The sequence below is a fragment of the uncultured Tateyamaria sp. genome (assembly GCF_947497045.1).
Lineage (GTDB): Bacteria > Pseudomonadota > Alphaproteobacteria > Rhodobacterales > Rhodobacteraceae > Tateyamaria.
This window is the reverse complement of the sequence record NZ_CANMEU010000001.1, coordinates 170,549-193,828: the sequence shown is the minus strand read 5'-3', so window position 1 is coordinate 193,828 and position 23,280 is coordinate 170,549. Positions and strand designations below refer to the sequence as shown.

Annotated in this window: 25 protein-coding genes; 15 read left to right on the top strand and 10 right to left on the bottom strand. The window is 60.2% G+C overall.

All coding sequences use genetic code 11. The features are described 5' to 3' along the window. Positions 1–20: 20 nt before the first annotated feature. From Q0859_RS01120 to Q0859_RS01065, 12 genes are all read left to right on the top strand, one after another. Complete coding sequence (locus tag Q0859_RS01120) at positions 21–785, top strand: crotonase/enoyl-CoA hydratase family protein (RefSeq protein ID WP_299147006.1); 765 nt, start codon at positions 21–23, stop codon at positions 783–785. After that, on the top strand, positions 782–1,246 hold the full coding sequence (locus Q0859_RS01115; RefSeq protein WP_299147004.1) for a MarR family transcriptional regulator: 465 nt from the start codon (positions 782–784) through the stop codon (positions 1,244–1,246). The genes Q0859_RS01120 and Q0859_RS01115 overlap by 4 nt, the downstream gene beginning before the upstream one ends. Then, positions 1,243–2,994: an AMP-binding protein gene (locus tag Q0859_RS01110; RefSeq protein ID WP_299147003.1), complete on the top strand. Its 1,752-nt coding sequence runs from the start codon at positions 1,243–1,245 to the stop codon at positions 2,992–2,994. Before Q0859_RS01115 ends, Q0859_RS01110 begins: the two co-directional genes overlap by 4 nt. After that, positions 2,991–3,863 carry an amidohydrolase family protein gene (locus Q0859_RS01105; protein ID WP_299147002.1) on the top strand — a complete coding sequence of 291 codons (873 nt, stop codon included), beginning with the start codon at positions 2,991–2,993 and terminating at the stop codon, positions 3,861–3,863. The genes Q0859_RS01110 and Q0859_RS01105 overlap by 4 nt, the downstream gene beginning before the upstream one ends. Positions 3,864–3,945: 82 nt before the next feature. Further along, a complete protein-coding gene (locus tag Q0859_RS01100; protein WP_299147001.1) occupies positions 3,946–5,475 on the top strand; it encodes a benzoate-CoA ligase family protein in 1,530 nt (509 codons plus the stop codon). Continuing rightward, positions 5,472–6,287: an alpha/beta hydrolase gene (locus Q0859_RS01095; RefSeq protein WP_299147000.1), complete on the top strand. Its 816-nt coding sequence runs from the start codon at positions 5,472–5,474 to the stop codon at positions 6,285–6,287. The genes Q0859_RS01100 and Q0859_RS01095 overlap by 4 nt, the downstream gene beginning before the upstream one ends. Before the next feature lie 93 nt (positions 6,288–6,380). After that, a complete protein-coding gene (gene boxC, locus Q0859_RS01090) occupies positions 6,381–8,039 on the top strand; it encodes a 2,3-epoxybenzoyl-CoA dihydrolase (protein ID WP_299146999.1) in 1,659 nt (552 codons plus the stop codon). A 25-nt stretch (positions 8,040–8,064) separates the two neighbouring features. Then, positions 8,065–9,513 (top strand): benzoyl-CoA 2,3-epoxidase subunit BoxB, encoded by a 1,449-nt coding sequence (boxB, locus tag Q0859_RS01085; protein ID WP_299146998.1) that lies wholly within the window; start codon positions 8,065–8,067, stop codon positions 9,511–9,513. Between the two features lie 10 nt (positions 9,514–9,523). Further along, a complete protein-coding gene (locus Q0859_RS01080; RefSeq protein ID WP_299146997.1) occupies positions 9,524–9,985 on the top strand; it encodes a flavodoxin domain-containing protein in 462 nt (153 codons plus the stop codon). A 1-nt stretch (position 9,986) separates the two neighbouring features. Next, positions 9,987–10,409, top strand: a complete 423-nt coding sequence (locus tag Q0859_RS01075) for a thioesterase family protein (protein ID WP_299146996.1) — start codon at positions 9,987–9,989, stop codon at positions 10,407–10,409. 59 nt (positions 10,410–10,468) lie between these two features. After that, positions 10,469–11,362 (top strand): helix-turn-helix transcriptional regulator, encoded by an 894-nt coding sequence (locus tag Q0859_RS01070; RefSeq protein ID WP_299146995.1) that lies wholly within the window; start codon positions 10,469–10,471, stop codon positions 11,360–11,362. Continuing rightward, entirely contained in the window at positions 11,359–11,826 is a 468-nt protein-coding gene (locus Q0859_RS01065; protein ID WP_299146994.1) for a 3-hydroxyacyl-CoA dehydrogenase family protein, read from the top strand. Before Q0859_RS01070 ends, Q0859_RS01065 begins: the two co-directional genes overlap by 4 nt. A 6-nt stretch (positions 11,827–11,832) precedes the next feature. Here Q0859_RS01065 and Q0859_RS01060 read toward each other — a convergent pair whose 3' ends face one another. From Q0859_RS01060 to Q0859_RS01030, 7 genes are all read right to left on the bottom strand, one after another. Beyond that, positions 11,833–12,321 carry a DUF2165 domain-containing protein gene (locus Q0859_RS01060; protein WP_299146993.1) on the bottom strand — a complete coding sequence of 163 codons (489 nt, stop codon included), beginning with the start codon at positions 12,319–12,321 and terminating at the stop codon, positions 11,833–11,835. 80 nt (positions 12,322–12,401) lie between these two features. Then, complete coding sequence (locus Q0859_RS01055) at positions 12,402–14,057, bottom strand: ABC transporter substrate-binding protein (RefSeq protein ID WP_299146992.1); 1,656 nt, start codon at positions 14,055–14,057, stop codon at positions 12,402–12,404. Positions 14,058–14,383: 326 nt separating this feature from the next. Beyond that, complete coding sequence (locus Q0859_RS01050; protein ID WP_299146991.1) at positions 14,384–14,947, bottom strand: hypothetical protein; 564 nt, start codon at positions 14,945–14,947, stop codon at positions 14,384–14,386. Continuing rightward, entirely contained in the window at positions 14,931–15,797 is an 867-nt protein-coding gene (locus tag Q0859_RS01045; protein ID WP_299146990.1) for an FAD-binding oxidoreductase, read from the bottom strand. The genes Q0859_RS01050 and Q0859_RS01045 overlap by 17 nt, the downstream gene beginning before the upstream one ends. Continuing rightward, a complete protein-coding gene (locus Q0859_RS01040; RefSeq protein WP_299146988.1) occupies positions 15,794–16,972 on the bottom strand; it encodes an amidohydrolase family protein in 1,179 nt (392 codons plus the stop codon). Before Q0859_RS01040 ends, Q0859_RS01045 begins: the two co-directional genes overlap by 4 nt. After that, positions 16,969–17,739, bottom strand: a complete 771-nt coding sequence (locus tag Q0859_RS01035) for a creatininase family protein (protein WP_299146987.1) — start codon at positions 17,737–17,739, stop codon at positions 16,969–16,971. The genes Q0859_RS01040 and Q0859_RS01035 overlap by 4 nt, the downstream gene beginning before the upstream one ends. Continuing rightward, on the bottom strand, positions 17,736–18,440 hold the full coding sequence (locus tag Q0859_RS01030; RefSeq protein ID WP_299146986.1) for a glutamine amidotransferase: 705 nt from the start codon (positions 18,438–18,440) through the stop codon (positions 17,736–17,738). The genes Q0859_RS01035 and Q0859_RS01030 overlap by 4 nt, the downstream gene beginning before the upstream one ends. A 191-nt stretch (positions 18,441–18,631) precedes the next feature. On the opposite strand from Q0859_RS01030, the gene Q0859_RS01025 reads away from it, so the two are divergent. Beyond that, positions 18,632–18,943, top strand: a complete 312-nt coding sequence (locus Q0859_RS01025) for a RidA family protein (RefSeq protein ID WP_366523160.1) — start codon at positions 18,632–18,634, stop codon at positions 18,941–18,943. Here Q0859_RS01025 and Q0859_RS01020 read toward each other — a convergent pair. The 3 genes from Q0859_RS01020 to hmgA all read right to left on the bottom strand — a co-directional run bounded on the left by Q0859_RS01020 (position 18,940) and on the right by hmgA (position 21,855). After that, the gene (locus Q0859_RS01020) at positions 18,940–19,149 is read right to left on the bottom strand and encodes a hypothetical protein (RefSeq protein WP_299146985.1); all 210 of its coding nucleotides are present in this window, start codon (positions 19,147–19,149) and stop codon (positions 18,940–18,942) included. The genes Q0859_RS01025 and Q0859_RS01020 overlap by 4 nt on opposite strands. Positions 19,150–19,217: 68 nt before the next feature. Then, a complete protein-coding gene (fahA, locus tag Q0859_RS01015; RefSeq protein ID WP_299146984.1) occupies positions 19,218–20,474 on the bottom strand; it encodes a fumarylacetoacetase in 1,257 nt (418 codons plus the stop codon). 25 nt (positions 20,475–20,499) lie between these two features. After that, positions 20,500–21,855, bottom strand: a complete 1,356-nt coding sequence (gene hmgA, locus Q0859_RS01010; protein ID WP_299146983.1) for a homogentisate 1,2-dioxygenase — start codon at positions 21,853–21,855, stop codon at positions 20,500–20,502. 72 nt (positions 21,856–21,927) lie between these two features. Here hmgA and Q0859_RS01005 point away from each other — a divergent pair, with 72 nt between their 5' ends. After that, the gene (locus Q0859_RS01005) at positions 21,928–22,368 is read left to right on the top strand and encodes a MarR family winged helix-turn-helix transcriptional regulator (protein WP_299147505.1); all 441 of its coding nucleotides are present in this window, start codon (positions 21,928–21,930) and stop codon (positions 22,366–22,368) included. An 80-nt stretch (positions 22,369–22,448) separates the two neighbouring features. Beyond that, positions 22,449–23,279 carry a polyhydroxybutyrate depolymerase gene (locus tag Q0859_RS01000; protein ID WP_299146982.1) on the top strand — a complete coding sequence of 277 codons (831 nt, stop codon included), beginning with the start codon at positions 22,449–22,451 and terminating at the stop codon, positions 23,277–23,279. Position 23,280: the final 1 nt, after the last annotated feature.

The following is a 23,280-nucleotide window of genomic DNA, read 5'->3' as shown; positions in this document are numbered from 1 at the left end:
ACATAACCAAAGGACAAAATGTGGGCAGTGATCTGAAAATTGAGGTGGATGGGGCGATTGCCGTTTTGACCCTCAACCGACCGGACAAGCGCAATGCCATGTCTGATGGATTACTGGCCGAAATTGACGGGTTTTTTCGCGCACCACCCGAAGGCGTGCGAGTCGCTGTCATTACCGGTGCCGGTGGGCATTTTTGCGCAGGTCTGGATCTGAGCGAGCATGTGAGCCGCGATGCTGAGGCGACCATGCACCACTCGCGCGGCTGGCATGAGGTGATGGATCGCGTGCAATCGAGCGGCTTGCCGGTTGTCTCTGCGCTGTGCGGTGCGGTGATCGGGGGCGGGCTGGAATTGGCCACCTCGACCCATGTCCGGGTCGCCGAACCGGGCTGTATTTTCCAGCTGCCCGAGGGGCGGCGGGGCATCTTTGTCGGCGGCGGTGCGACAGTCCGGGTGGGCCGCATTCTGGGCGCCGATCGCATGACGGAAATGATGCTGACGGGCCGCAAATACGGCACGGATGATGCGGTTGCCCTTGGCCTTGCGCATTACGGGGTCGGTCCGGGTGAGGCGCTGTCCCGCGCGCTTGAGATCGCCGCGCAGATTGCCCAGAACGCTGCGCTGTCCAATTACATGATGATCCAGGGTGTTGCGCGTATTCACGATATGTCCCGCAGCGATGGGCTGTTCGTCGAAAGCCTGTGCGCTGCCTTGGCCCAGACCAGCCCTGACGCGGTCGAGGGGCTGGCGGCCTTTCTCGATAAACGTGCGCCGTCCTTCCGATGAGCACGCGCGCTGATCTGACCACGCCCGTGACAGAGGTGTCTGACGCCAGCCTGCGCGCCTTTGTTGGTTACAAGATGAAGCGGGCCTTCAACGTGCTGCAAGCGGATTTGACCCGGACGCTTGATCCCTTCGGTTTGCGGATGCTGACCTATTCCGCGCTTGCGTTGATCGTCGAAAACCCCGGTCTGCGCCCAAGTCAATTGGCCACGGCCCTGTCAGTTGAACGCGCAAATGTCGCCGTTTATCTGGATCAGCTTGAACAGGCAGGGTGGGTGCGGCGAGCATCTGCACCGCAGGATCGCCGCGCCTATGCGGTCTTTGCCACAGTGGCGGGACGGCATCTTTATGACCGCGCGCAGGCGGCGGTGCAGGCGCATGATCGTCGTATGTTGGAAGGTTTGGATGCTGCGGAAATCGAGGTCATTCACGCGGCGCTGGCCCGGATAGAGGGGCAGGGATGACAACGCATCTGAATCTGCTTTCGCATCGGGTCACGCACGAGGATCGTTCAGACGGTTCGATCTTGCTGCGTTCGGACTACCCCTTGGAGGGGGTCGCGACGTCGACAGGAGCATGGTTGAATCACTGGGCGCATGAGACGCCGGGGGCTGTCTTTCTGGCAGAGCGCTCGGGTGATCGGTGGCAAACGCTGACGTATAGCAACGCGCTGGTGCGCGTGCGATCTTTGGCGGCAGGGCTGTTGGCGCGAGGGGTGGACGGCCCGATCTTGATCCTGTCAGGCAATTCAATTGATCATGCCTTGCTGTCGCTGGCGGCCCAATATGTCGGCTTGGTCACCGTGCCTGTTGCCGAACAATATAGCCTGATCCCCGCCGCTCAATCACGCCTTGAATATATTCGTGATCTGGTTGGTCCGGCGCTGGTCTTTGCCAAGGGTGAGGGATTTGCGCGAGCACTGGCATTGTTTGAGTGCCCCACGCTGTCAGGTGATGCATTGGCTGAACTGAAGAGGCACACCGCAGATGTGGATGCCGCACATTCGGGTGTCGGGCCAAATACGGCGGCCAAGCTGCTGCTCACATCCGGCTCTACCTCTGATCCGAAGGCTGTCGTCACGACCCACGGGATGATGACGGCCAATCAGACACAGATACGTACATGCCTGCCGTTTGTCGCCGCCCGCCCGCCTGTTTTGGTCGACTGGCTGCCGTGGAATCATGTGTTTGGTGGATCGCACAACTTCAATCTGGTGTTGGCCAATGGCGGGTCCCTATACATTGACGACGGCAAGCCACTGCCCACTGCGTTCGGGCGGACCATTGAAAATCTGAGCCTGATCTCGGGTACGATTTCGTTCAACGTGCCTGTTGGTTTCGCACAGCTGGTCGATGCGATGGACGCTGATGCGCGCCTGAGAGAGACGTATTTTCGTGATCTGGATATGATCTTTTATGCCGGCGCATCATTGCCCCAGGGCACGTGGTCAAGACTGGAGCGTATGGCGATGGAGACGGCAGGCCGAATGCCCTTGATCACGTCGAGCTGGGGTTTGACCGAAACGGCCCCTGCCGCGGTGTTGCAGCACGAACCGGTGCGTGGTGCGGGTATTGTCGGTGTCCCACTTCCGGGTGTCACACTCAAGCTGGTGGATGATGGAACCGGACGGATGGATGTGCGTGTTCGCGGGCCGAACGTGTTTGAGAATTACCACCGGGATGAACGCGAAACCCCGCGATGCTTTGATGATGAAGGGTATTTTATCACAGGTGACGCCATGCGCTTTGTCGATCTGACCGATATGAACAAGGGCCTGCAATTTGATGGGCGGCTGTCCGAAGACTTCAAGCTCGGCACCGGGACATGGGTCAAAGCCAGCGCGTTGCGGCTGGAGGTTTTGGGAGCGTTACAGGGTATCGCGCAAGACGTGATCATCTGTGGCCATGGGCGGGATGAAGTGGGAATTTTGATTGTTCCGGGGGCCGAAGGGCGTGAAGGTACGCGGGATCAGGATGTGTTATGCTGCGCAGCATCACATAATATACGACAGCGTATTGAGGCCTTGAATGCCAAGACATCAGGCTCCGCACGCACCATCGCGCGGGCCCTTGTCGTGGCGGATCCACCCGATATCGGTGCGGGCGAAGTGACAGCCAAGGGCAATATCAATTTCGCCCGTTTGCTTGACCGGCGCGCACATCTTGTGAGCCGACTTTACGACGACAATGACATTGCGAGCATCATCATATGATTGATCTGGACTCCATTCGAGCCATCGACATCCACACCCACGCAGAAGAGCCGTGCGGGTGTCATTCGGACGACGGCTATGACGAGCTGCAATCGACCATGGCCGAATATTTCCGCGCGCCTTGGAAACACCCGCCAACGGTGCCCGAAACCGCCGCCCACTACCGGGCGCAAAACATCGCGGCGGTCATCTTTCCAGTCGATGCGGAACGCGAGACGGGCTATCGCCGCTATGCCAACGAAGAGGTTGCCGAGATCGCGGCTGAAAACGCGGATGTGTTGATCCCCTTTGCCAGCATTGATCCGTGGAAGGGCAAGATGGGCGTGCGCGAAGCCCGCCGCCTGATGCGTGAGTTTGGAATCAAGGGGTTCAAGTTTCACCCGACCATGCAGGGGTTTTATCCCAATGATCGCATCGCATATGATCTTTATCGCGCGATTGAGGATGAGGGCGGAATTGCGCTGTTCCACACTGGCCAGACCGGGGTTGGATCAGGGATGAAGGGTGGCAATGGCATGCGTCTGAAATATTCCAACCCGATGTATATGGATGATGTGGCCGTCGATTTTCCAGACCTCAAGATCATCCTCGCCCATCCGTCCTTTCCCTGGCAGGAAGAGGCGCTGGCCGTCGCCCAGCACAAGCCCAACGTCTATATTGATCTGTCAGGCTGGTCTCCCAAGTACTTTCCGCCCATCCTTGTTCGCTACTGCAATTCGATCCTGTGCAAAAAGGTGCTGTTTGGATCGGACTGGCCCATGATCACGCCGGAACGATGGCTGGCCGACTTTGAGGGGATCGACATCAAGGATGAGATTCGTCCAGACATCCTGAAGCATAATGCGGCGCGCTTGCTCGGATTGCAGTAAAGTGCCTATTTCGATTCCGTGAGTTGCGGCGTGATACTGCGGCGCGCACTATTTAGCAGTTTATGGGCTTTGGGAGGGGCACGTGGCTAACGCAGCGACCTTTTTCGTAGATCGGCATCTGGGCGAAGGACGCGCAGAAACGCTGGCCTTCCGCGAGGTCGGTACGGGGCGAAACCTCACATACGGGGCGTTGGCAGATGCCTCGGGGCGCGCAGCCGCCGCGCTGGTGGTGCAGGGCATCGCGCGCGAAGATCGCTTGGCGATACTGGTGCTTGATCAGATCGAATTTCCCATTCTGTTCTGGGGCGCGATGAAGGCGGGCGTGATCCCTGTGCCGATCAACACGCTTCTGGCCACCCCGATCTATGATGCGATCCTGCAAGACTGCCGCGCAACGGCTTTGGCAGTGTCATCCGAATTGTTCGAGGTCGTGGCCCCGGCATTGGCCCGGAACCCATATCTGAAGACCATCATCGTGATTGGTGATGCGCGTCCCGGCAGTCTTAGCTTTGAGGCGTTCATGTCCAAAGGTGAAACCGCGTTGCCTGCCGTTGAGACCAGCGATGACGAAACCGCATTTTGGCTTTATTCGTCGGGATCAACCGGGGTGCCCAAAGGGGTGTATCACGTGCATTCCGCGATGCGCGCGACGGCTGACACCTATGGGGCGCAAGTATTGGGTGTGCGGTCGGACGATGTAGTATTTTCCGCCGCTAAGTTCTTTTTTGCCTATGGGCTGGGCAATTCAATGACATTTCCCATGTCGGTGGGGGCCACGGCGGTTATTTACAACGGACGCCCCACGCCGGATGCTGTTGTGGATATCCTGCGCCAGGAGCAGCCTACGATTTTCTGCGGCGTACCCACCCTGTACGCCGCTATGGTCGCACATATGGAGGACACAGGCCCGCCCGATGTACCCTTGCGTGTCTGCATTTCCGCGGGCGAAGCCCTGCCGCAAGATGTTGGGACCCGTTGGCAGCGCATGATGGGTGTGCCGATCCTTGATGGTGTTGGGTCAACCGAAATGCTGCACATCTTTCTCAGCAATGCGCCGGGGGATGTGGAATATGGCACGTCAGGTGTGCCGGTGCCGGGATACGAGGTACGCCTTGTGGACGAGGATGGCGCAGAGGTTGGTGTGGATGACGTGGGCGAGTTGCTGGTGAACGGTGCGTCTGCTGCTGGAGGGTACTGGAACCAACGGGCCAAGACACGCGACACCTTTGAAGGCGTATGGACGCGCACTGGCGACAAATACGAACGGCGCGCTGATGGGCGCTACATCTACTGCGGGCGCACCGATGATATGTTCAAGGTGTCCGGGATTTGGGTCAGCCCGTTTGAGGTGGAACAGGCGATCAGCAGCCACGCCGGGGTGCTGGAATGTGCAGTCGTTGCACAACGAGACGATGATGATCTGGAAAAACCCAAAGCATTTGTTGTGGCGCGGGGTGCGTCCCCGGACGGGCTTGAGGATGCGCTGCGCGAGCATGTCAAAGACCTGATCGGCAAATGGAAATATCCCCGCTGGTTCGAGTTTGTGGACACCCTGCCAAAAACTGCAACCGGCAAGATCCAACGGTTCAAGCTGCGAGAGGGCGACGCATGAAATGGGCAGATGGCACAGTGTCGATTGGTGCTGACACGCTGGAATACGCGTGTTGGGGGCCACCGCCCACGCGGGCCCCGACCCTTGTTATGTTGCACGAGGGCCTTGGATCCGTCGGCCTGTGGCGTGACTGGCCCGAGCAGCTCGCGAGTCTGACGGGTATGGGCGTGTTGGCCTATTCGCGCGCTGGATATGGCCGATCCTCGGCGGCTGCCTTGCCGCGCCCAACGGATTACATGACGCGCGAGGCGATTGACTGTCTGGGACCCATGTTGGATGCGGCGGGCGTTGAGCGTTGCGTCTTGTTGGGTCATTCTGACGGGGCCACGATTGCTGGGATCTACGCCGGGACCGTGTCGGATGTGCGGGTGCGCGGGCTGATCCTGATCGCCCCCCATTTCTTTGCTGAGCCTGACGGCCTGCGTGCGATTGTGGAGGCCAGAACGGCATATACCGACAGTGATCTGAAGCCGCGTCTGGCCCGACACCACAACGATCCGGATGTTGCGTTTTTTGGATGGCATGACGTTTGGACATCACCCGAGTTCGCAGATTGGAACGTGGCGGATGTGATTGATCATTGGCGTGTTCCCGCGCTTGTGGTGCAAGGATCGGATGATCCCTATGGCACTCTGGCGCAGGTCCGAGAGGTTGAGGACCGCACCTATGCACCGGTTGAGACGCTTGTGATGGAGGGGATTGATCATGCACCCCACGAGGCATTTCCGCTGGTTGTAGGCCGCGCCGCCGCTGAGTTCTGCAAGACGCTTTGGCGGCTGGAAAACGAGCCCGTCTCTGTCTCTCGGAATTAGGACTGGCACTAAAGTGCACTTTATGCTGTTCGCAGTGATGTTTTGATCTGAACTATTGTAAGATAATGCCAAATCAGAAAGTGCGCAGTGACCATGCCCAAGATCATTGATTTTCAGACCGACCCGTCTTGCTATCGCCACTGGCGGGTTGAATATGAGGGGCCGATCGCCCGTCTTTTCATGGACGTGGATGAAGATGGCGGGCTGTTCGACGGCTATCAACTCAAGCTGAACTCTTACGATCTGGGTGTCGATATCGAGCTGGCGGATGTGGTGCAGCGGATGCGCTTTGAACATCCGGAGGTGAAGGTGGTCGTGATGCAATCGGCCAAAGACAAGGTGTTCTGCGCCGGGGCAAACATTCGGATGCTCGGGGGTGCTGCGCATGCCCACAAGGTGAACTTCTGCAAATTCACCAATGAGACCCGCAACACATATGAAGCCGCGGAAAGCGACAGCGGCCAGAAATACGTCGCCGCGATCAAGGGGGCTTGTGCAGGTGGTGGCTATGAATTGGCGCTGGCATGTAATCACATCATGCTGACGGACGACTCGTCGTCCTCGGTTTCTTTGCCCGAAGTGCCGCTGTTGGCCGTATTGCCCGGAACGGGTGGGCTGACCCGCGTGACGGACAAGCGCCATGTGCGCCGCGATCTGGCTGATGTGTTTTGTTCGACCGAAGAAGGGGTCAAGGGCAAGCGCGCGGTCAAATGGGGGCTTGTCGATGAGGCGGTGCCAAATGCCCGCTTCGATGTCGTTGTGGCAGAGCGGGCGGCGGAGTTTGCCGCGGCAAGCACCAAGCCGGACTTGGCGCAAGGCATCACCCTTGGCCCGCTCGACAAGACAGTCGGTGAGGATGGCGCAGTCAGCTACAGCCTTGTCGAAGTCAGCGTGGTGCGTGATGCACGGCGCGCCGAAATTCTGATCAAAGGGCCTGATGGTGACGCCCCGGCTGATCCCGATGCCCTTGTGGCTGAAGGCGATCAATCCTATCTGCTGCGCCTTGCCCGTGAATTGGATGACGCAATCCTGCATCTACGGCTCAACGAAATCGATCTGGGCGTCTGGGTCATGCGCAGCCAGGGTGATCCTGAGGCGGTGCTGGCGCAAGAGGCGCTGATCCTCGACCACCCTGATCACTGGCTGGCCAACGAAATCCGCCACTACTGGAAGCGCGTGCTCAAGCGGATCGATGTCACATCACGCTCGCTTGTGGCGCTGGTCGAACATGGCAGCTGTTTTGCCGGGGTGTTGGCGGAATTGCTGTGGGCGGTCGACCGCAGCTATATGATGGAAGATGAGTTTGAGGGTGACAACCGATCCCTTGCCACCATCACCCTTAGCGCGGGCAACTTTGGGGCCTACCCGATGGGCAATGATCTGACACGACTGGACACGCGATTTTACGGCTCGGGCGAGGCAAACGGGTTGAACACCCATACCGGCGCCGCACTTGAGGCCGAAGAGGCGGAGGCGGCGGGCCTTGTCACCATGATCCTCGACGACATCGACTGGGAGGATGAAATCCGCATCTTCCTCGAAGAACGCGCGAGCTTTTCCCCCGATGCTATGACGGGGATGGAGGCGAACCTGCGCTTTGCAGGCCCTGAAACGATGGAAACGCGGATTTTTGGGCGGCTGACCGCGTGGCAGAACTGGATTTTCAACCGCCCCAACGCGGTCGGAGCCGAAGGCGCATTGCAGCGCTACGGCACTGGCGTTCGGGGTAATTTTGATATGGATCGGGTGTAAGCCCTCACGAGACAGGAGACGGACGATGGACTTGGTGAATGTAAGCTATGACTCGCAAATCCCGAACAATGTGGGGCTGAGCGAGGATCGCAAAGTGCTGAAAGCACTGGAGAAATGGCACCCCGGCTATATCAGCTGGTGGAACGACCTGATCCCGCAGAACTTTCAGGAAAGCATGGTTTATCTGCGTACTGCCGTCAGCGTTGACCCCAAAGGCTGGGCCAAGTTCGACTATGTGAAAATGCCCGAATACAGGTGGGGCGTGCTGTTGGCCCCCGCGGTCGAAGACCGGCGCATCCCGATGGGTGAACATTACGGTGAGCCCGCCTGGCAGGAGGTGCCGGGCGAATATCGCAATATGCTCAAGCGGCTGATCGTCATTCAGGGCGATACCGAACCGGGTTCGGTCGAGCAGCAAAAGTTCCTCGGTCTGACCGCGCCGAGCCTTTACGACATGCGCAACCTGTTTCAGGTCAATGTCGAGGAAGGGCGGCACCTGTGGGCCATGGTCTATCTGCTGCAAAAATACTTCGGCAAGGATGGGCGGGAAGAGGCGGATGACATGCTTGTCCGCTCGTCAGGGTCCGAGGACTCCCCGCGTATGCTGGGAGCCTTCAACGAGGAAACGCCCGACTGGCTGTCTTTCTTCATGTTCACCTATTTCACCGACCGCGATGGCAAGATGCAGTTGGAAAGCCTTGCGCAATCCGGGTTCGATCCGCTTTCGCGCACCTGCCGCTTTATGCTGACCGAGGAAGCGCACCACATGTTCGTTGGCGAAACCGGCGTGGGTCGTACTATTCAGGCCACGATCGAGGCGATGCAGGCCAATGGTATCGACGACCCCTACGACATCGGCAAAATCCGTGATCTGGGCGTGATCGACCTGCCCACGATCCAGAAAAAGCTGAACCTGCACTATACTCTGTCGCTCGACCTGTTCGGGCAAGAGGTCAGCACCAATGCTGCGAACGCCTTCAACGCGGGCATCAAGGGGCGGTATATGGAGCAGCGGATTGAGGATGACCACAAGTTGCAGGGCGACACCTACAAGGTCGCCAGCATCAAGGACGGGCAGATCGTGACCGAGGATGTGCCTGCGCTGACGGCGATTAACATGCGGTTGCGCGACGATTATGTGCGCGACGCAAGTGGTGGCTTGCGCCGTTGGAACAAACAGATTTCGCGGACCGGTATCGCGTTCGAGCTGAAGCTGCCGCACGAAGGGTTCCACCGCAAGATCGGGGTGTTCAAGGATCAACCGATCACGCCCGAGGGCACGTTCATCTCGCAAACTGATTGGGACGCGCGCGCGCACGAATGGTTGCCGACCAAAGAGGATGGTGCCTTTATCCAATCCTTGATGAAACCGTGCTATGAGCCGGGCAAATACGCCAGCTGGATCGCCCCGCCCCGCGTCGGTATCGACAACAAGCCGGGCGATTTCGAATACGTCAAACTGCACATGGCCTGAGGGTAACTGGATGAAAATTGGATTGTACTACGGGTCGGAAACCGGCAATTCCGAGATGCTGTGCGAAGATATCGAGGCGGATCTGGGCGAAGGGTTTGACTGTCATATCAGCAGCTTGGCTGACGTGGACCCAAATGTTCTGGACAAGGACACGTTCTATATCTTTGTCACGTCGACCTACGGCAACGGGGATCTGCCCTCGACGGCTCTGCCGTTCGAAGAGGCGCTGAAAGGGACCACTCCCGACCTGTCAGGCATCCGGTTTGCGATGTTCGGCCTTGGCGATCAGGTCTTTGCCGAGACGTTCAATCACGGCTCTCTCAAGCTGAGCGAGATGCTGATCGCCCAAAAGGCAGAGGTGGTGGGCGAGCGGGGGCTGCACGATGCCTCGGGCTTCGAGATGCCCGAAGATATCGCGCTGCCTTGGGTGCAGGGGATCATGGCGGAGCTGCAGGCGGCCAAGGCGGCCTGACATGGCCGATGCGTTTGTCCACGAAATCCGTGTCACGTGGGGCGATTGCGACCCCGCGCGGATCGCCTACACCGCCCGTTTGCCGTGGTTCGCGCTGGATGCCATCAATGCGTGGTGGGAGGCGCATCTGGGCGGCGATGGCTGGTATCAGCTGGAATTGGATCACAATATCGGCACGCCGTTCGTGCATCTCGGCATGGATTTTCGCGCCCCTGTCACCCCGCGCCACAGGCTGCTCTGCGAGGTTTGGCCCACACGGCTTGGCGAGCGGTCGATCACTTTTGCGGTGCATGGGGCGCAGGATGGCATCCTGTGCTTTGAGGGGACGTTCACATGCGTTTTTGTCATTGCCGATCAGTTCAAGAGCCAGCCTGCCCCGCGGCACTTGCGCCAGATCATCGCACCTTTGGTTCGTGAGGGTTGAGATATTGAACCCGGGCCCGCGCGGGCTACAACCAATTGTTAAGACAATAACAAGTGCGCATGACATCACCCAAGCCCATACCCGTCGCATCCGCTGCGATGATCGAACGCCTCGCCACCCGTGTCCGTGCGGCCCGCACTGCCCAAGGGCTGCCGCGCCGTGCGCTATCGGATATGTCCGGCGTATCGCCCCGCTATCTGGCGCAGCTTGAGGCGGGCGAGGGTAATATCTCTGTGATCCTGCTGGATCGGGTCGCAACAGCGCTGAACGTGCGGATCGAGGATTTGCTGAGTGAAGCCGCGCCCATGCGGGCCGACGTGGCCCGTGTGGCGCGCTTGTACGAAGAGGCCACCGGCCCGGTGCAGGGCCGTGTGCGCGCCTTGCTGGCCCCCGAAAACCCGATGGCTCTGCGTGCGCAACGTATCTGTCTGGTTGGCTTGCGCGGGGCGGGTAAATCCACTCTTGGGCGTCGCGCCGCCGAAAAGCTCAAGGTGCCCTTTGTCGAGTTGAATGACGCGATCGAGGCTGAGGCGGGCATGCCCTTGGGCGAGGTCATGGCGCTTTATGGTCAGGACGGATACCGGGCGCTGGAGGCCGAAGCGATCACCCGTGTCATTGAGGATCACGACAAGCTGATCCTTGCGGTGGCGGGCGGCATCGTGGCCGAATCTGCAACCTACGCCCAGGTGCTTGAGCGGTTCCACACCGTCTGGGTCCGCACCAGCCCCGCTGAGCACATGGCCCGGGTGCGTGCCCAGGGCGATTTGCGCCCGATGGAGGGCAATCCGGGTGCGATGGACCAGCTAAAGTCCTTTCTGACCACCCGCACGCCCTTGTATGAACGCGCGCTGGCGCAGGTCGATACCAGCGCCAAGCCCGTGCAGATGTCGGTGAACGATCTGTTGGCGACCATCGCCTCCAACCGGTTTCTGGACAGCATCGGCCCCGAATGACCGCCACACTGCACCCCTTGCAAGATGCGTTCTGGCAGGCCTGCGAACGCATGTTGATTCACCACACGAACCCGTGGGAACTGGATGAGGCTTTGGTGGCATGGGGATACGAAATGGGTCCGTCCGAGGCGCAGGACTTGATAGGGCTCGATGTGGTGCTGGAGGGGTGGGCAAGCTCGGCACCGTCTCCCATCCTTGCGCGTATGGTGGCCGAGGGCCGATTGGGCAAGAAATACGGATGGGGGTATTATCGGTATCCGGGCGGCGGCGGGGCGGTCATTGATCCATTGATAGAGGATCTGATCCATGAGGAATCCCGCTTTGCCCGTATCACCCGGGAGGAGTTGGACGGACCGGATCTGGTAACCCGCCTGCATGACCTTGTCGGTCCCGTCTTGCGCGTTGATCCAACTTTGTCAGGGCAGATGCTGCACATCCCCGTGGCACGTCTGGCGGCTGTGTAGCTCCGCCTATCCCTGCGCCAGCAGGATGAGTGTGCCGATCCCCCAAAGGGTCATCTGATAATGTGTGTTCTGCGCCCCTTCGTGGCAGAACCAATAGCAAAAGTGATTGCCCACAATAAGGAACCCGGCCCATACAGCGGTGAACCCCATGGTCCCGATCATCGAAATGGCGCGCGCGGTGCCTGCATCGACGCCGCCAACCATGGCCAGCAGCAGCGCAATCACCCCGGCCCACAGCGCCAGCGTGGCGACCAGTTCGGCCCCGACCACCAACCGGAATGTGGCCTGCTGGACTGCGCGATCCGTCACCGCCCGGTGGGCCACATGAGCAAAGCTGTCGGGATAGTCAGCCTGCGTTCGCGTCATTTCCATGACCTCGGCGGTGTATGACTCATTGACGGCCGGGTGCTGGATATTGTCGCGCACACCAAGGGTCAGCCAACTGGCGATCAGGCCAGTGCCTAGTGCCTGTGCGGCAAGCAGTATGGTGTCCATAATGAACCTCGATCTGGGGGCTTCCACAAAAAAGGGGCCACGCGATGTGGCCCCAATTTCGCATCATATGATCGCGTTGATCAGGTCCAGGCGATTTGCTCGGGCCGGATTTCGAACGAGATGTGGTGTTCGCCACCGACCAGACCTTCTCTGGTGTGGTTGTAAAGCGAGCGCCAGTAAGGCTGGATGGTCACGCCTTCGTCCTGGATCATCTTCTGACCCTTGGCCATCAAAGCGCGGCGTGCTTCGAGGTCGGGGGTCGCCAGTGCTTCGGCCAGCAGGGCGTCGAACTCGGCATTGGACCAGCCAAACTCGTTCCATGCCTCGCCCGAGCGATAGGCCAGTGCCCAGATCTGGACGCCCAGAGGGCGGTGGTTCCAGTTGGTCGACGAGAACGGGTATTTCGCCCAGTCGTTCCAGAATGTCGAGCCGGGCAGAATGGTCCGCTTGACCTTGATGCCTGCGTCACGCAACTGGGCTGCGACCGCATCGGTGGTGTCCTTGCGCCACGCGTCGTCGATCGAGATCAGCTCGTGCTCGAAATCGCCCATGCCCGCTTCGTCCATCAGCGCCTTGGCGGCGACCGGATCGACCACACGCTCGGGGATTTCCGCAAACTCGGGGTGCACGGGGGCCACGTGGTGGTTTGCCGCTGGCACACCGCGACCGGCATAGCCCAGTTCAAGCAGCACTTCGTTGTCTACAGCCATGGTGATGGCCTGACGCACGCGCTTGTCTTCGTAAGGCTTCTTGCCGTCGACTTCGGCCAGCTGGTTGGGCCGGATCACGATGGTCGACGCAGTTACAACTTCGTTGTTGTTCCAGCCGTCCAGCGTGTCGAAGACGTCGATGAATTCGCCCTCGATGGAGTAGGTCATGTCGATCTCGTCCGCTTCGGCAGCGGCGACAAAGGCGGAAGGATCGGTACCGTAGTCGATGTATTCGACGCGGTCCAGATAGGCACCATTGCCGGCGTTCCACCATGTGTGATCTTCGTTGCGCACCAGCACGGCCTTCACGCCCACTTCGAGCGACTCGGGCAGGTAGGGCCCTGTGCCGATGGGGCTGGATATGTCGTTCAGTGACGTGTCTGCGTGCACGATGGCCGCAGGATAGTCGGCCATGCCCGGGATCAGCGAGATGTCGGGCGCGGGCAGGTTCAGCTTGACCGTGTGGCTGTCCACGACTTCGATGCCACCTTCGATGGCCTTATTGGTGTCGGCGTCGATCAGGGTCGCGAAACGGCCCGCCATCGAGTTGCCTTCGAGTTCCTTGTCACACCAGCCCGCGATGTTGCGTGCCACGTCTTCGGCGGTGAAGTCGTCACCGTTGTTCCACTTCACGCCCTTACGGACGTTCAGGGTGTAGGTTTTCGCATCGTCCGAGATTTCCCAGCTTTCCAGCAATTTGCCGATGAATGTGCCGTCGTTTTCGTAATGGACGAGATATTCCTGCCAGCCGCGCGAAAAGTTCGCGATTTGCGACCAGTCATAGGTGCGCGGGTCTTTCAAACCGCGGACTTCCTGCTGGATGCGCACGGTGCCACCAGCTTGGTGGGCGGCGGCCTGTGCAGGGGCTGACAGGCCCATCATCGCATAAGCGGTTGCGGTTGTTGCGCCAAACGCGCTGGCCAGCGCCAGAAACTCGCGGCGGCTGACGGCGTCATCACCAGCACGTGCCGCGGAATCCACTACGGATTTTGGCAGCGGTTTGCCGGTTTTGGTAAAAAAGGTCATTGTCTTCCTCTCTGTTGGTGTCGCGAAAAGGAATATTCGCGCCCCGTGTCGGCGGGTGAGTGCCCACCTTGTTGGTGTTGCAGTTGTTCTGCTATTTTATCGCCTCCCCGTTTGGGGGACGCCCGGAGTTCAAACGATCAGGGCTATGGCGTCAACCCCATCTTGCGAGGTTGCAGATTCACAAATACGCCACCAAAGCTCTGCTTCATTGTGGTTCAGCGCCGCTCTTGGGCCGAAAACCATCCTTTCTGCGTAAAACGAGCGTGTTGGTGATCTGGACAGTGAATTCTCACACATTGTCGAGACGTGTGAAGTCGCACAGTTGATCACCCTGCGTTACCGTGGCCTTTGGCCTCGATCTCGTCCGGATCGAGGTGTTTCACATCATCCCAGAACCGCGACTTGGCCGCATTCAGCAGCCCCTTTGGGTCCATCCGCTTTTTCCACGCCAGATGGCTGTAGTCGGGTTTCAGCCCACCCCCTTCGACGTTCCATGTGTGCGCGTCATATACGGTGAACCCGTGTGCCTCATATGTGGCGTTGATCTCGGCCAGCCGTTCAGGGCTTTGAAACCAGATGATCGGCAGATCAAAGGTCACAATCTCGCCCCCGACCCGCGCAAATTCGTGGTGCATCCAGACGTCATCCCCCAGATGCGGGCGCACGTTTGCAATGGCCTGTGGATCCGGCGGGATTGGGCAGCCCACCTGTTGATAGGTCGCCTTGCGATCCGCCTTGAGCACTTGCAGCGTAGTATGATTATAGCTGAAATCGAACACATGCGGTAGCCTGAATGCAGCGCGTTCGTCATCTGCCAGCATCAGATCAACTTGACCGCCCATATCCGTGACCAGTGCGCGCAGGGGATCGGCGTCATATGGCGCAATCATCGTGACCAGCAAGATGCTTGCTCGCCCGGATGTGCCCTTCCAGCTTGGGGAAATAGGCGCAGATACGGGCATCCACCGTGGTGAGCAACTTGGCGTGGATTGTATCTGTCTGAGCGATGGCATGCCCGGCGGCATAGGCACCTTCATAGCTGTCAAATGTTGCCATACAGCTGACCCAGTCATGGCGTTTGACAGTGCGCAGGGTCACTTCGGCGATCACCCCGTTCAGTCCCCAGGCGTGATGGATGTGCAGCGCATCCGCCCCGTCAAAGCAACGCAGTTCGGGCGCGTCGCGGACCGTCATCACTTTCAGCGAGATGATGTTACCCGGATCGCGCAACGCGCCGTTTGCAACCGACCCGATGCCTGCACTGCCCCCCGCGACAAAGCCGCCGATGGTCGCAATGTCCTGGGTCGATGGAAACATGGCCAACTCGGCCCCGTGCGGCGCAAGCGCTGCGTTTATGTCTGCCATCAATGCGCCGGCCTGCGCGGTGACATAGCCCTCGCCGATCTCGATCACTTTGTTCAGAGCGGTGGTCTCAACGATCAAACCGCCATCCATTGGTACCGCCTGCCCGTAATTGCCCGTGCCGCCGCCGCGTATGGTGATGGGTGCGTCATGCGCGTAGGAGACCGCGAGGGTGCATGCCAGTTCGTCAATCGTTTTGGGCAACGCCACCAGATCGCCAAAGCACCGTTTGAGTACGTCGTTCAGGATGGGAGAGTACCAAAAGAAATCGCGGCTGCGTTTCTTGATCAGCACCGGTTCCGTGATGGTTTCGACAGGTGCGAGTGCGGCGGCAAAGGCCCCCCAGTCGATGTTGGTCTTGCCCGACAGTGAAGTCATGCCAGCGTCTCCGTCGCGGGGCGCAGGGCGGTGCGCCCTGAAATCAGATCAGCGGTGTGTACCGCGTCGCAGCTGCGCAGATCGCTCAACAGCGCGCCGTCCATGAAAGCGGGTGCATGGCCCAAAGCGGCGGCGGCATCGGTGGTGATTGCCCGCAGCCAGTCGCCCAAAGGCGGGTCAAGATGCGCGCTCACGCAAGCCAGGGCCAGCGCCGCGCGCGGATCATGCTGACCCAAAGGGCAAAACGCATCCGCCACATTGTCGGACCCGACAACCACGGCCACACCTGCGGCGCGCAGTTCGCGCACCCGCGTGATCCCGCGCCGATCCGGCGTGCCGCGCGTGCGCCCTTGCAGGTACAGGTTGGTGGCGGGCAGGGTGCAAACCGTGATGCCCGCGTGCGCGCATTTGTCTGCGATCCGGTCAAAGTCGTCTTGCCCCCGGTCCATCAAGCTGACCGCATGACCACACAGGATCGGACGCGCAAACTTGGTGGCCCGCGCCATATCCGCAATCGCCTCAAGCCCGTTATGTCCGCCAAGGCCCTCGTCCACATGGAAATCCAGCATCAGGTCGTGGCGCTGCGCAGTGGCAAATGCGTGTTCCAATCCGTTCAGCATCGTGTCGTGGCCAAGCACAAAGGCACCAAGCACACCGCCCGTGCGCGCAAGTGTCTGCCCGATGTGGTCGGCAAATCCCGCATCCGCCAGCTTTCCAATGCCAATGAGGGCCGCAAGTTGCAGCCCCGGCATATCCCCCGCCAGATCGTTCAGCACCGACCAGCTGAGCGGCGGTGCAACCGCGTCGCCCCAGTCCACATGGCTGCGGATCAGGTGGCAGCCATTGGCGTGCGCTTCGGCAAGCCCCTTGGTGGCGCGGGTGCGGATATCGTCCTCGGTCCAATTGATCTTGTCATTCCATTGGCATTGGATGGCATGAGTGAGATCGCCACCAACCTGCCCAAGCCGGTGGATGGTGTGGCATTTGTCGAGGTGGCAATGAGGTTCGACAAGGGCGGGGATGATCATCTGAGGGGCGGTACCTGCCGGGTCCCGCAGACCCACCAGACGGCCCTTGTCGATCACGGGTATGCCGCGCAGGCAATCGCCCGTCATAGCCCCGCCAAAGCGGGTGGGGTGTTGGACAAGAGCGGTGGGAACCAGAATATCGCTCATGTCGCGGCCCTGTGATCAAACTGTGCAAAATCCGCCAGCCACGCGGCAAACCCATGTGCTGCGGTGTCCAGCAGGTGCGCGCCCTTTTCCGCCGTTGCTCCCGCCGCATTGCCAAGCGCGCCTTCTGGGTTCAGATCGTCAATGATCCAACCGGGCCGCGCGGGCTGGCCGGTTAACCCGGTCTGGTAGCCCGCCTGTTCCCAGTGCTGCATCGCGGTGCGGAAATTCTGCGCTTGGCTCATGTCCACAAGGTCAGGTCGGGCGGCCAGCATGGCGCTTGTTTCAAGGTCGCCCGCATGCAGGTCGTATGCGATTGCATCCGCGTCAAACATGCTTTGATCGGCAAAGGCAAACCAACTGGTACCGGTGCAGATCATATTATGGTCGATCCGGGCCGCGCGGGCCGCGACCTCAAGCAGGGCGGTGTTTCCCCCGTGGCCGTTGAAGAAAACGAGGCGCTGAACCTTCGCGTGCGCCACCGAAGCGGCGATGTCATCCAGCATTGCCAGCAAGGTCGTACTGCCAAGGCTGAGGGTGCCCACATGGCGGTGATGTTCATCGCTTTTGGTGATGGTGAGCGTGGGCAGTTGCAACACGGAGGCGGTGGTTTCAACGCGATCCAGAACCGCTTCGGTCAGGGTGGTGTCGACACCGAAGGGCAGGTGCGGGCCGTGCTGTTCCGTGGCCCCAAGCGGCAGCACTGCAATGGTATTGTCCGTCAGGGCGGCAAAGTCCGCACGGGTCTGGTCGGCCCACCGCGCGATCATGGCGCACCTGCAAAATAGCGGCTGAGGAACGCGTCGAGCCATGCGCCCTGTGCTGCATCATGTTCCAGCATTAGCTGAATTTGGGTGTCGCGATCCTGAACACCGGGTTCTGCGTAGCGCCCCCAGCCTTCACCCCGCGCCTGCCAGCGCATGAACCCTGTCACTGTCTGTTCGGGATGAAACCGGAAGCCGACAACATTTGTCCCGACCGCAAAGGCCTGATTTTCGAACAAGGTACTACGCGCGATGTGACGTGCGCCTGTGGGCAAATCGAAGGTGTGGAAATGCGCTTGGGCAAAGTGATGGGGGGCGGGCAGGATATCACGGCCCACATCTGTTGGCGTGACCTCGTACCAGCCGAACTCGTGGTTGTCATGGGCGGGCGCTCCGGCCCATGCGCCCATGTGATGCGCGATCATTTGCGCGCCTTGGCACAGCCCAAGCAGCGGCACGTCGGCTTTCATCACCGCATCAATCATCCGGTATTCATCGCGCAGGAATGGATGCAGATCGGTGTCATAGGCGTTGTAGATCCCGCCATACACCACCACGCCTGCCAGATCATCGGTGACCTCGCCCAGATCGTCGCCCTGCCACGCGCGCCGCGCATCAAGCCGTACGTTATGCGCCCCGCACCACGTCGTAATTCTGTCGTCCATGGGCCCATCGCCATGGCGGATGCACAAGAGTCGCTTGTCCACGTCTTCCTCCGTCCTCGGTTGGAAGTGGATATCAGCGGCCCTAAAGATGCGTATCTGTGCCAGAGATGGTCCAGACAGGCTTTCAAATTTCGCAGGACTGCGCAAGGGTATTGCCATGAAATCCCTGAACCCGACCCGTATCGCCCCGCCTTTTTGCCCGCTATTCCCACGGGGTCGAGGTGCCGCCGGGTGTGCGTACCGTGCGCATATCGGGCCAGTTGGGGTTGCGCGATGGCACCGTCGCTGACGGGGCCGAGGCGCAGGCGCGCATTTGTTTTGACAATATCGCGGCCATTCTGGACGAGGCCGGGATGGGTGCGGAGAATGTGTTTCACATCAGCGCCTTTGTGACGGACCGCGCGCATATGGCCGGCTATATGACCGCGCGGGACGTGTTTCTGGCGGCGCGGGATGTGCTGCCCACCTCGACGTTGATGATTGTTTCGGGCTTTACCCGTCCCGAATTTGTGGTCGAGGTCGAGGTATGGGTCGCCTCCCCCTAGCTGTGATCGCGCCGGATCAGCTTGCGCAGGGTCCAGATCAACGTACCACCAAAAAAGGCGGTGCCAAGGCCGATGGCCTCCCATCCACCGGGGCCCGTGGGCAGGCCGCGAACGGCAAGCGCAGCTCCCACCAGCACCAGCCCGATCAGCGAAAAGCCAAGCCGGAATTTGAGATCGTTGCGGGTGGGGCCGTATTTGTTGGTCATGGAATGGAGTTTGGCCGATGTTGGACTGCGGGCCAAGCCCCGGTTTTTTGGAACGGAGAAGCGCTTGGCTATGTCGTGAAGGGATCGTCCAGCGCAGGCAGGATAGTGCCTGCGCAGATGCCGAAACCAATCCGGTAGCCCTCGCCCTTCGCATGTCCTGATAACGTCAACGTATCGCCGTCCTCAAGGAAGGTGCGCGTCTCGCCTGTGCCCAGCGTCAATGGTTCCTTCCCACCCCAACTGAGTTCCAGCAAGCTGCCCCGTTCGGGCTTGGTTGGCCCCGAAATGGTGCCAGACCCCAACAGGTCGCCCGCATTCATCGGGCACCCAGATGTGGTGTGATGCGCGAGTTGCTGCGCTGCAGAATAGTACATTTCGCGGTAGTTGGTCTGCGTGATCGTGCTGGCAGGCTGCCCTTGTGGCGCGAGCGTCACGGTAAGGTCGACGTCATAGAGCATCGGCCCCGTATCCTTCAGATGCGCAAGCAACGCCACTTCGCGGGGTGGGGTGGCGACGCGGAACGGTTCAAGTGCTGCCCTGGTAACGATCCAGGGGCTGATGGATGTGGCCGTGGCCTTGGCCTGAAACGGACCAAGGGGCTGATACTCCCATTCCTGAATATCGCGCGCCGACCAGTCGTTCAGCAGGACGTAGCCAAAGATCGCCGCATCCGCATCATCAACCGACAGCGGCCTCTCCGAGGAGGTGCCCACGATGGCCCCCATCTCGAGTTCCATATCGAAGCGGCGGGAGGGTAAAAAGGCAGGCGCGTCGTGATCAGGTGACTTCAGCTGCCCCCAGGGGCGGCGTATATCCGCACCCGATACCACCACCGACGATGCGCGCCCATTGTACCCGGTAGGCATGTGCAGCCAATTGGGCGGCAGTGCGTTTTCGGGGCCGCGGAACATGGTGCCGACATTCGTGGCATGGTGACGACCAGCATAAAAGTCGGTGTATTCGGAGACAACAAAGGGCATGTGCAATGTCGCTTCGGTCATGGGCACCAGCAGCGGTTCGATCTGATTGCGCGCCCCTGATCCCTCTGCGAGCAAAGCCATCAGACGACTGCGCAGCGCGGCCCAGACGGCGGGGCCCTGCTCCATCAGATCGTTCCAGTAGGGGGCCCCAAACAGCGGATCATCCGTGAGGGCGACAAGCCCTTGGGCTTCGGTCGCGGCCATATCCAGGATCATATCCCCGATGGCAACCCCGCATCGCGCCTCGTGCATGGGGGTCGAAAACACGCCATAGGGCAGGTTGTTGAGCGGAAAATCCGTGTCGGCGCTGTTGGCACTGGCCACCCAGCTTTTCAAAAGCGTCATGGGGTCGTGATCTTTCTGTAAGGGTTCATTTCTTGCCCGGTGTGCCGTCGAATTTCTTTTCGATATCGGACCAGCAGTCAATGTAGTCGTCCTGCAAGGGGGCCTCGGTCGCGGCGAACCGCGTCAAATGCTGTGGAAAGCGGGTCTCGAACATGAAGGACATCGTGTTGTCCAGCTTGTGGGGGGCAAGCTCGGCGTTGGTTGCCCCTTCAAACGCATTCTTGTCCGGCCCATGTGGCAGCATCATGTTGTGCAGCGACATGCCACCCGGAATGAAGCCTTTGGGCTTGGCGTCGTATTGGCCGTAAATATTGCCCATCAGTTCGGACATGATGTTCTTGTGATACCAGGGTGGGCGGAACGTGTCCTCGGCCACCATCCAACGTTCGCGGAACAGGACAAAGTCGATATTTGCGACCCCCGGCTGGCCTGACGGCGCGGTCAGCACGGTAAAGATCGAGGGATCGGGATGATCAAATAACACAGCACCCACGGGGCAATAGGTGCTGAGGTCGTATTTCATCGGTGCGTAATTGCCATGCCATGCCACCACATCTAGCGGGGAGTGCCCGATCTGCGTTTCGTGAAACTGCCCGCACCACTTGATCGTGAGGGACGAGGGCGTCTCGCGATCCTCAAAGGTGGCAACGGGTGCCTTGAAGTCGCGGGGGTTGGCCATGCAGTTGGCGCCGATGGGGCCGCGTCCGGGCAATTCGAATTTTGCGCCGTAGTTCTCGCACACGAATCCGCGGCAGGGCCCTTCAAGCACTTCGACCCGGTAAACGAGGCCGCGGGGCAGGATCGCGATTTCCTGTGGGGCCACGTCGATGATTCCAAGTTCGGTGCAGAACCGCAGTCGACCCTCTTGGGGGACCACAAGCATTTCGCTGTCGGCGGAGTAGAAATAGGCATCCTGCATTGACTGGGTGATCAGGTAGATATGGCTCGCCATGCCCACTTGAGTGTTCACGTCCCCCGCCGTGGTCATGGTGTGCATCCCCGTCAGCCATGTGAGGCCTGCGTCCGTGTGTGGCAGTGGATCCCACCGATATTGACCAAGGCTGGTTGCATCCCCGACCATGTGCGGCGCGCTTTTCCACTGTGGCAGATCAATCCGCGCGTACCGCCCGGAGTGTTTGACCGAGGGGCGGATACGATAACACCATGTCCGCTCGGGGCGCACATCGGTGAAGGCGGTGCCGCTGAGTTGTTCGCCATAAAGTCCGTAGTTGCACTTTTGGGGGGAGTTCATGCCGTGCGGCAGCGCACCCGGCAGCGCTTCGGTTTCAAAGTCATTGCCGAAACCGGGCATAAAGCCCGCCGTGATTCCCGCACCGGATGGGGCCTGGATCATACCATGTGGCGTGGATTGGGTGTTCATCGCATACTCCCTCGCAAAACTGGTCGCGGATGTAATAGTCGTTTTTGTAACTAACAACCGGTGATGATGACAATGCATGACGATCCCGACTTTGATGTGCAGGATTTCCTGCCTTACCTCTTGAATCAGGCGGCAGAGGCGTCGAGCCTTGAATTCCAACGTGTCTACAAGGACCGCTACGGGATGCTGCGCAACGAGTGGCGGGTGCTGTTCCATCTCGGAATTTACGGCCGGATGACGGCCAGGGACATCGGCGTGCGCGCCCAGATGCACAAGACCAAGATCAGCCGTGCGGTGCAGCGTTTGGCCGAACGGCGGTATCTGGTGCGCGAGCGGGATGAGACGGATCGCCGGGTCGAACATCTAGAACTGACCCCGGCGGGCCAGAAGGTCTATGTCGACCTCAGAAGTGTGGCGCGTGATTATAACGAAGCGCTTGTCGAGGGCTTGGACGGCGAAGATGTGGTGCGGCTGCGATCTGTGCTGCGCACCTTGGCCAAAGTGCGCGGTTGATCGCATGATCCGGAGATTGTGATTTGCGCCTGTAGCCGTGTCGCCCGCAGGGTGCACCTGCGCAAACAAAGGATGGTGTGATGCGGTTAATCTTGGCGGCTTTCTCGACGGTTCTGGCTTGCACCACCATGACCGCCCTTGCGCAATCAGAGTCGTGCGGTGATGCCGAAACCCCCTGTGAGACGGCGATGGGCACCTATCACATGGCGGAGCCGACAGTTGCCCCCAAAGGGATCGTGATCCACTTGCATGGCGGCGGAGGGCGTGGGCGTGGCCTGTTGAACTCTGGTCTGGGGCGCGGTGCGGTCGCGCGTGGGTATGTGTTTATCGCCCCCAACGGCTTTCATCCCGGCAATCGGTGGGAGCGGGACTGGTCCGTGCGCGCCAAGGGCACGTCGCATCCGCGCAATGATGCCGATTTCCTGCGCGAAGTGACGGCGGAGGTTACCGCCAAGACGGGTACTGAAGGCTTGCCTGTGTTGCTGGCCGGGTTCTCGCGCGGTGGGTCAATGGTCTGGGACATGGCCTGCACTGACCCCGAATTCGCCACCGCCTATGCCCCGCTTGCAGGCGCGTTTTGGGATGATCTGCCCGATACCTGCGCTGCCCCCGTGCGCCTGTTTCACACCCATGGCTGGAACGACCGGACCGTCCCGCTTGAGGGGCGTTCCTTTGGCGGAGGCGCGGTTGTGCAGGGCGATGTGTGGGCCTCGCTCAAGGTCCTGCGTGCCACGAACGGATGTAATGCGCGCCAACCCGAGCGCAGCAGCTTCGAGAATGATCTGTGGCTGCGGCACTGGACTGACTGCGCGGCAGGCGAAATCCAGTTGATGCTGCACAAGGGCGGACATGGCGCGCCAAAGGGGTGGGCCGGGCGGATGCTGGATTGGTTCGAGGCGGGTGGGGCCTAGG

Excerpts from the sequence above, each read along its gene's own strand:
- Q0859_RS01105 (WP_299147002.1), top strand. The coding sequence starts at position 2,991 with ATGATTGATCTGGACTCCATTCGAGCCATCGACATCCACACCCACGCA.
- Q0859_RS01110 (WP_299147003.1), top strand. The coding sequence starts at position 1,243 with ATGACAACGCATCTGAATCTGCTTTCGCATCGGGTCACGCACGAGGAT.
- Q0859_RS01065 (WP_299146994.1), top strand. The coding sequence starts at position 11,359 with ATGACCGCCACACTGCACCCCTTGCAAGATGCGTTCTGGCAGGCCTGC.
- boxB (WP_299146998.1), top strand. The coding sequence starts at position 8,065 with ATGGACTTGGTGAATGTAAGCTATGACTCGCAAATCCCGAACAATGTG.
- Q0859_RS01080 (WP_299146997.1), top strand. The coding sequence starts at position 9,524 with ATGAAAATTGGATTGTACTACGGGTCGGAAACCGGCAATTCCGAGATG.
- Q0859_RS01070 (WP_299146995.1), top strand. The coding sequence starts at position 10,469 with ATGACATCACCCAAGCCCATACCCGTCGCATCCGCTGCGATGATCGAA.
- Q0859_RS01115 (WP_299147004.1), top strand. The coding sequence starts at position 782 with ATGAGCACGCGCGCTGATCTGACCACGCCCGTGACAGAGGTGTCTGAC.
- Q0859_RS01040 (WP_299146988.1), bottom strand. The coding sequence starts at position 16,972 with ATGAGCGATATTCTGGTTCCCACCGCTCTTGTCCAACACCCCACCCGC.
- Q0859_RS01055 (WP_299146992.1), bottom strand. The coding sequence starts at position 14,057 with ATGACCTTTTTTACCAAAACCGGCAAACCGCTGCCAAAATCCGTAGTG.
- Q0859_RS01005 (WP_299147505.1), top strand. The coding sequence starts at position 21,928 with ATGCATGACGATCCCGACTTTGATGTGCAGGATTTCCTGCCTTACCTC.
- Q0859_RS01020 (WP_299146985.1), bottom strand. The coding sequence starts at position 19,149 with ATGACCAACAAATACGGCCCCACCCGCAACGATCTCAAATTCCGGCTT.
- hmgA (WP_299146983.1), bottom strand. The coding sequence starts at position 21,855 with ATGAACACCCAATCCACGCCACATGGTATGATCCAGGCCCCATCCGGT.
- fahA (WP_299146984.1), bottom strand. The coding sequence starts at position 20,474 with ATGACGCTTTTGAAAAGCTGGGTGGCCAGTGCCAACAGCGCCGACACG.
- Q0859_RS01045 (WP_299146990.1), bottom strand. The coding sequence starts at position 15,797 with ATGACTTCACTGTCGGGCAAGACCAACATCGACTGGGGGGCCTTTGCC.
- Q0859_RS01035 (WP_299146987.1), bottom strand. The coding sequence starts at position 17,739 with ATGATCGCGCGGTGGGCCGACCAGACCCGTGCGGACTTTGCCGCCCTG.
- Q0859_RS01000 (WP_299146982.1), top strand. The coding sequence starts at position 22,449 with ATGCGGTTAATCTTGGCGGCTTTCTCGACGGTTCTGGCTTGCACCACC.
- boxC (WP_299146999.1), top strand. The coding sequence starts at position 6,381 with ATGCCCAAGATCATTGATTTTCAGACCGACCCGTCTTGCTATCGCCAC.
- Q0859_RS01095 (WP_299147000.1), top strand. The coding sequence starts at position 5,472 with ATGAAATGGGCAGATGGCACAGTGTCGATTGGTGCTGACACGCTGGAA.
- Q0859_RS01050 (WP_299146991.1), bottom strand. The coding sequence starts at position 14,947 with ATGATTGCGCCATATGACGCCGATCCCCTGCGCGCACTGGTCACGGAT.
- Q0859_RS01060 (WP_299146993.1), bottom strand. The coding sequence starts at position 12,321 with ATGGACACCATACTGCTTGCCGCACAGGCACTAGGCACTGGCCTGATC.
- Q0859_RS01075 (WP_299146996.1), top strand. The coding sequence starts at position 9,987 with ATGGCCGATGCGTTTGTCCACGAAATCCGTGTCACGTGGGGCGATTGC.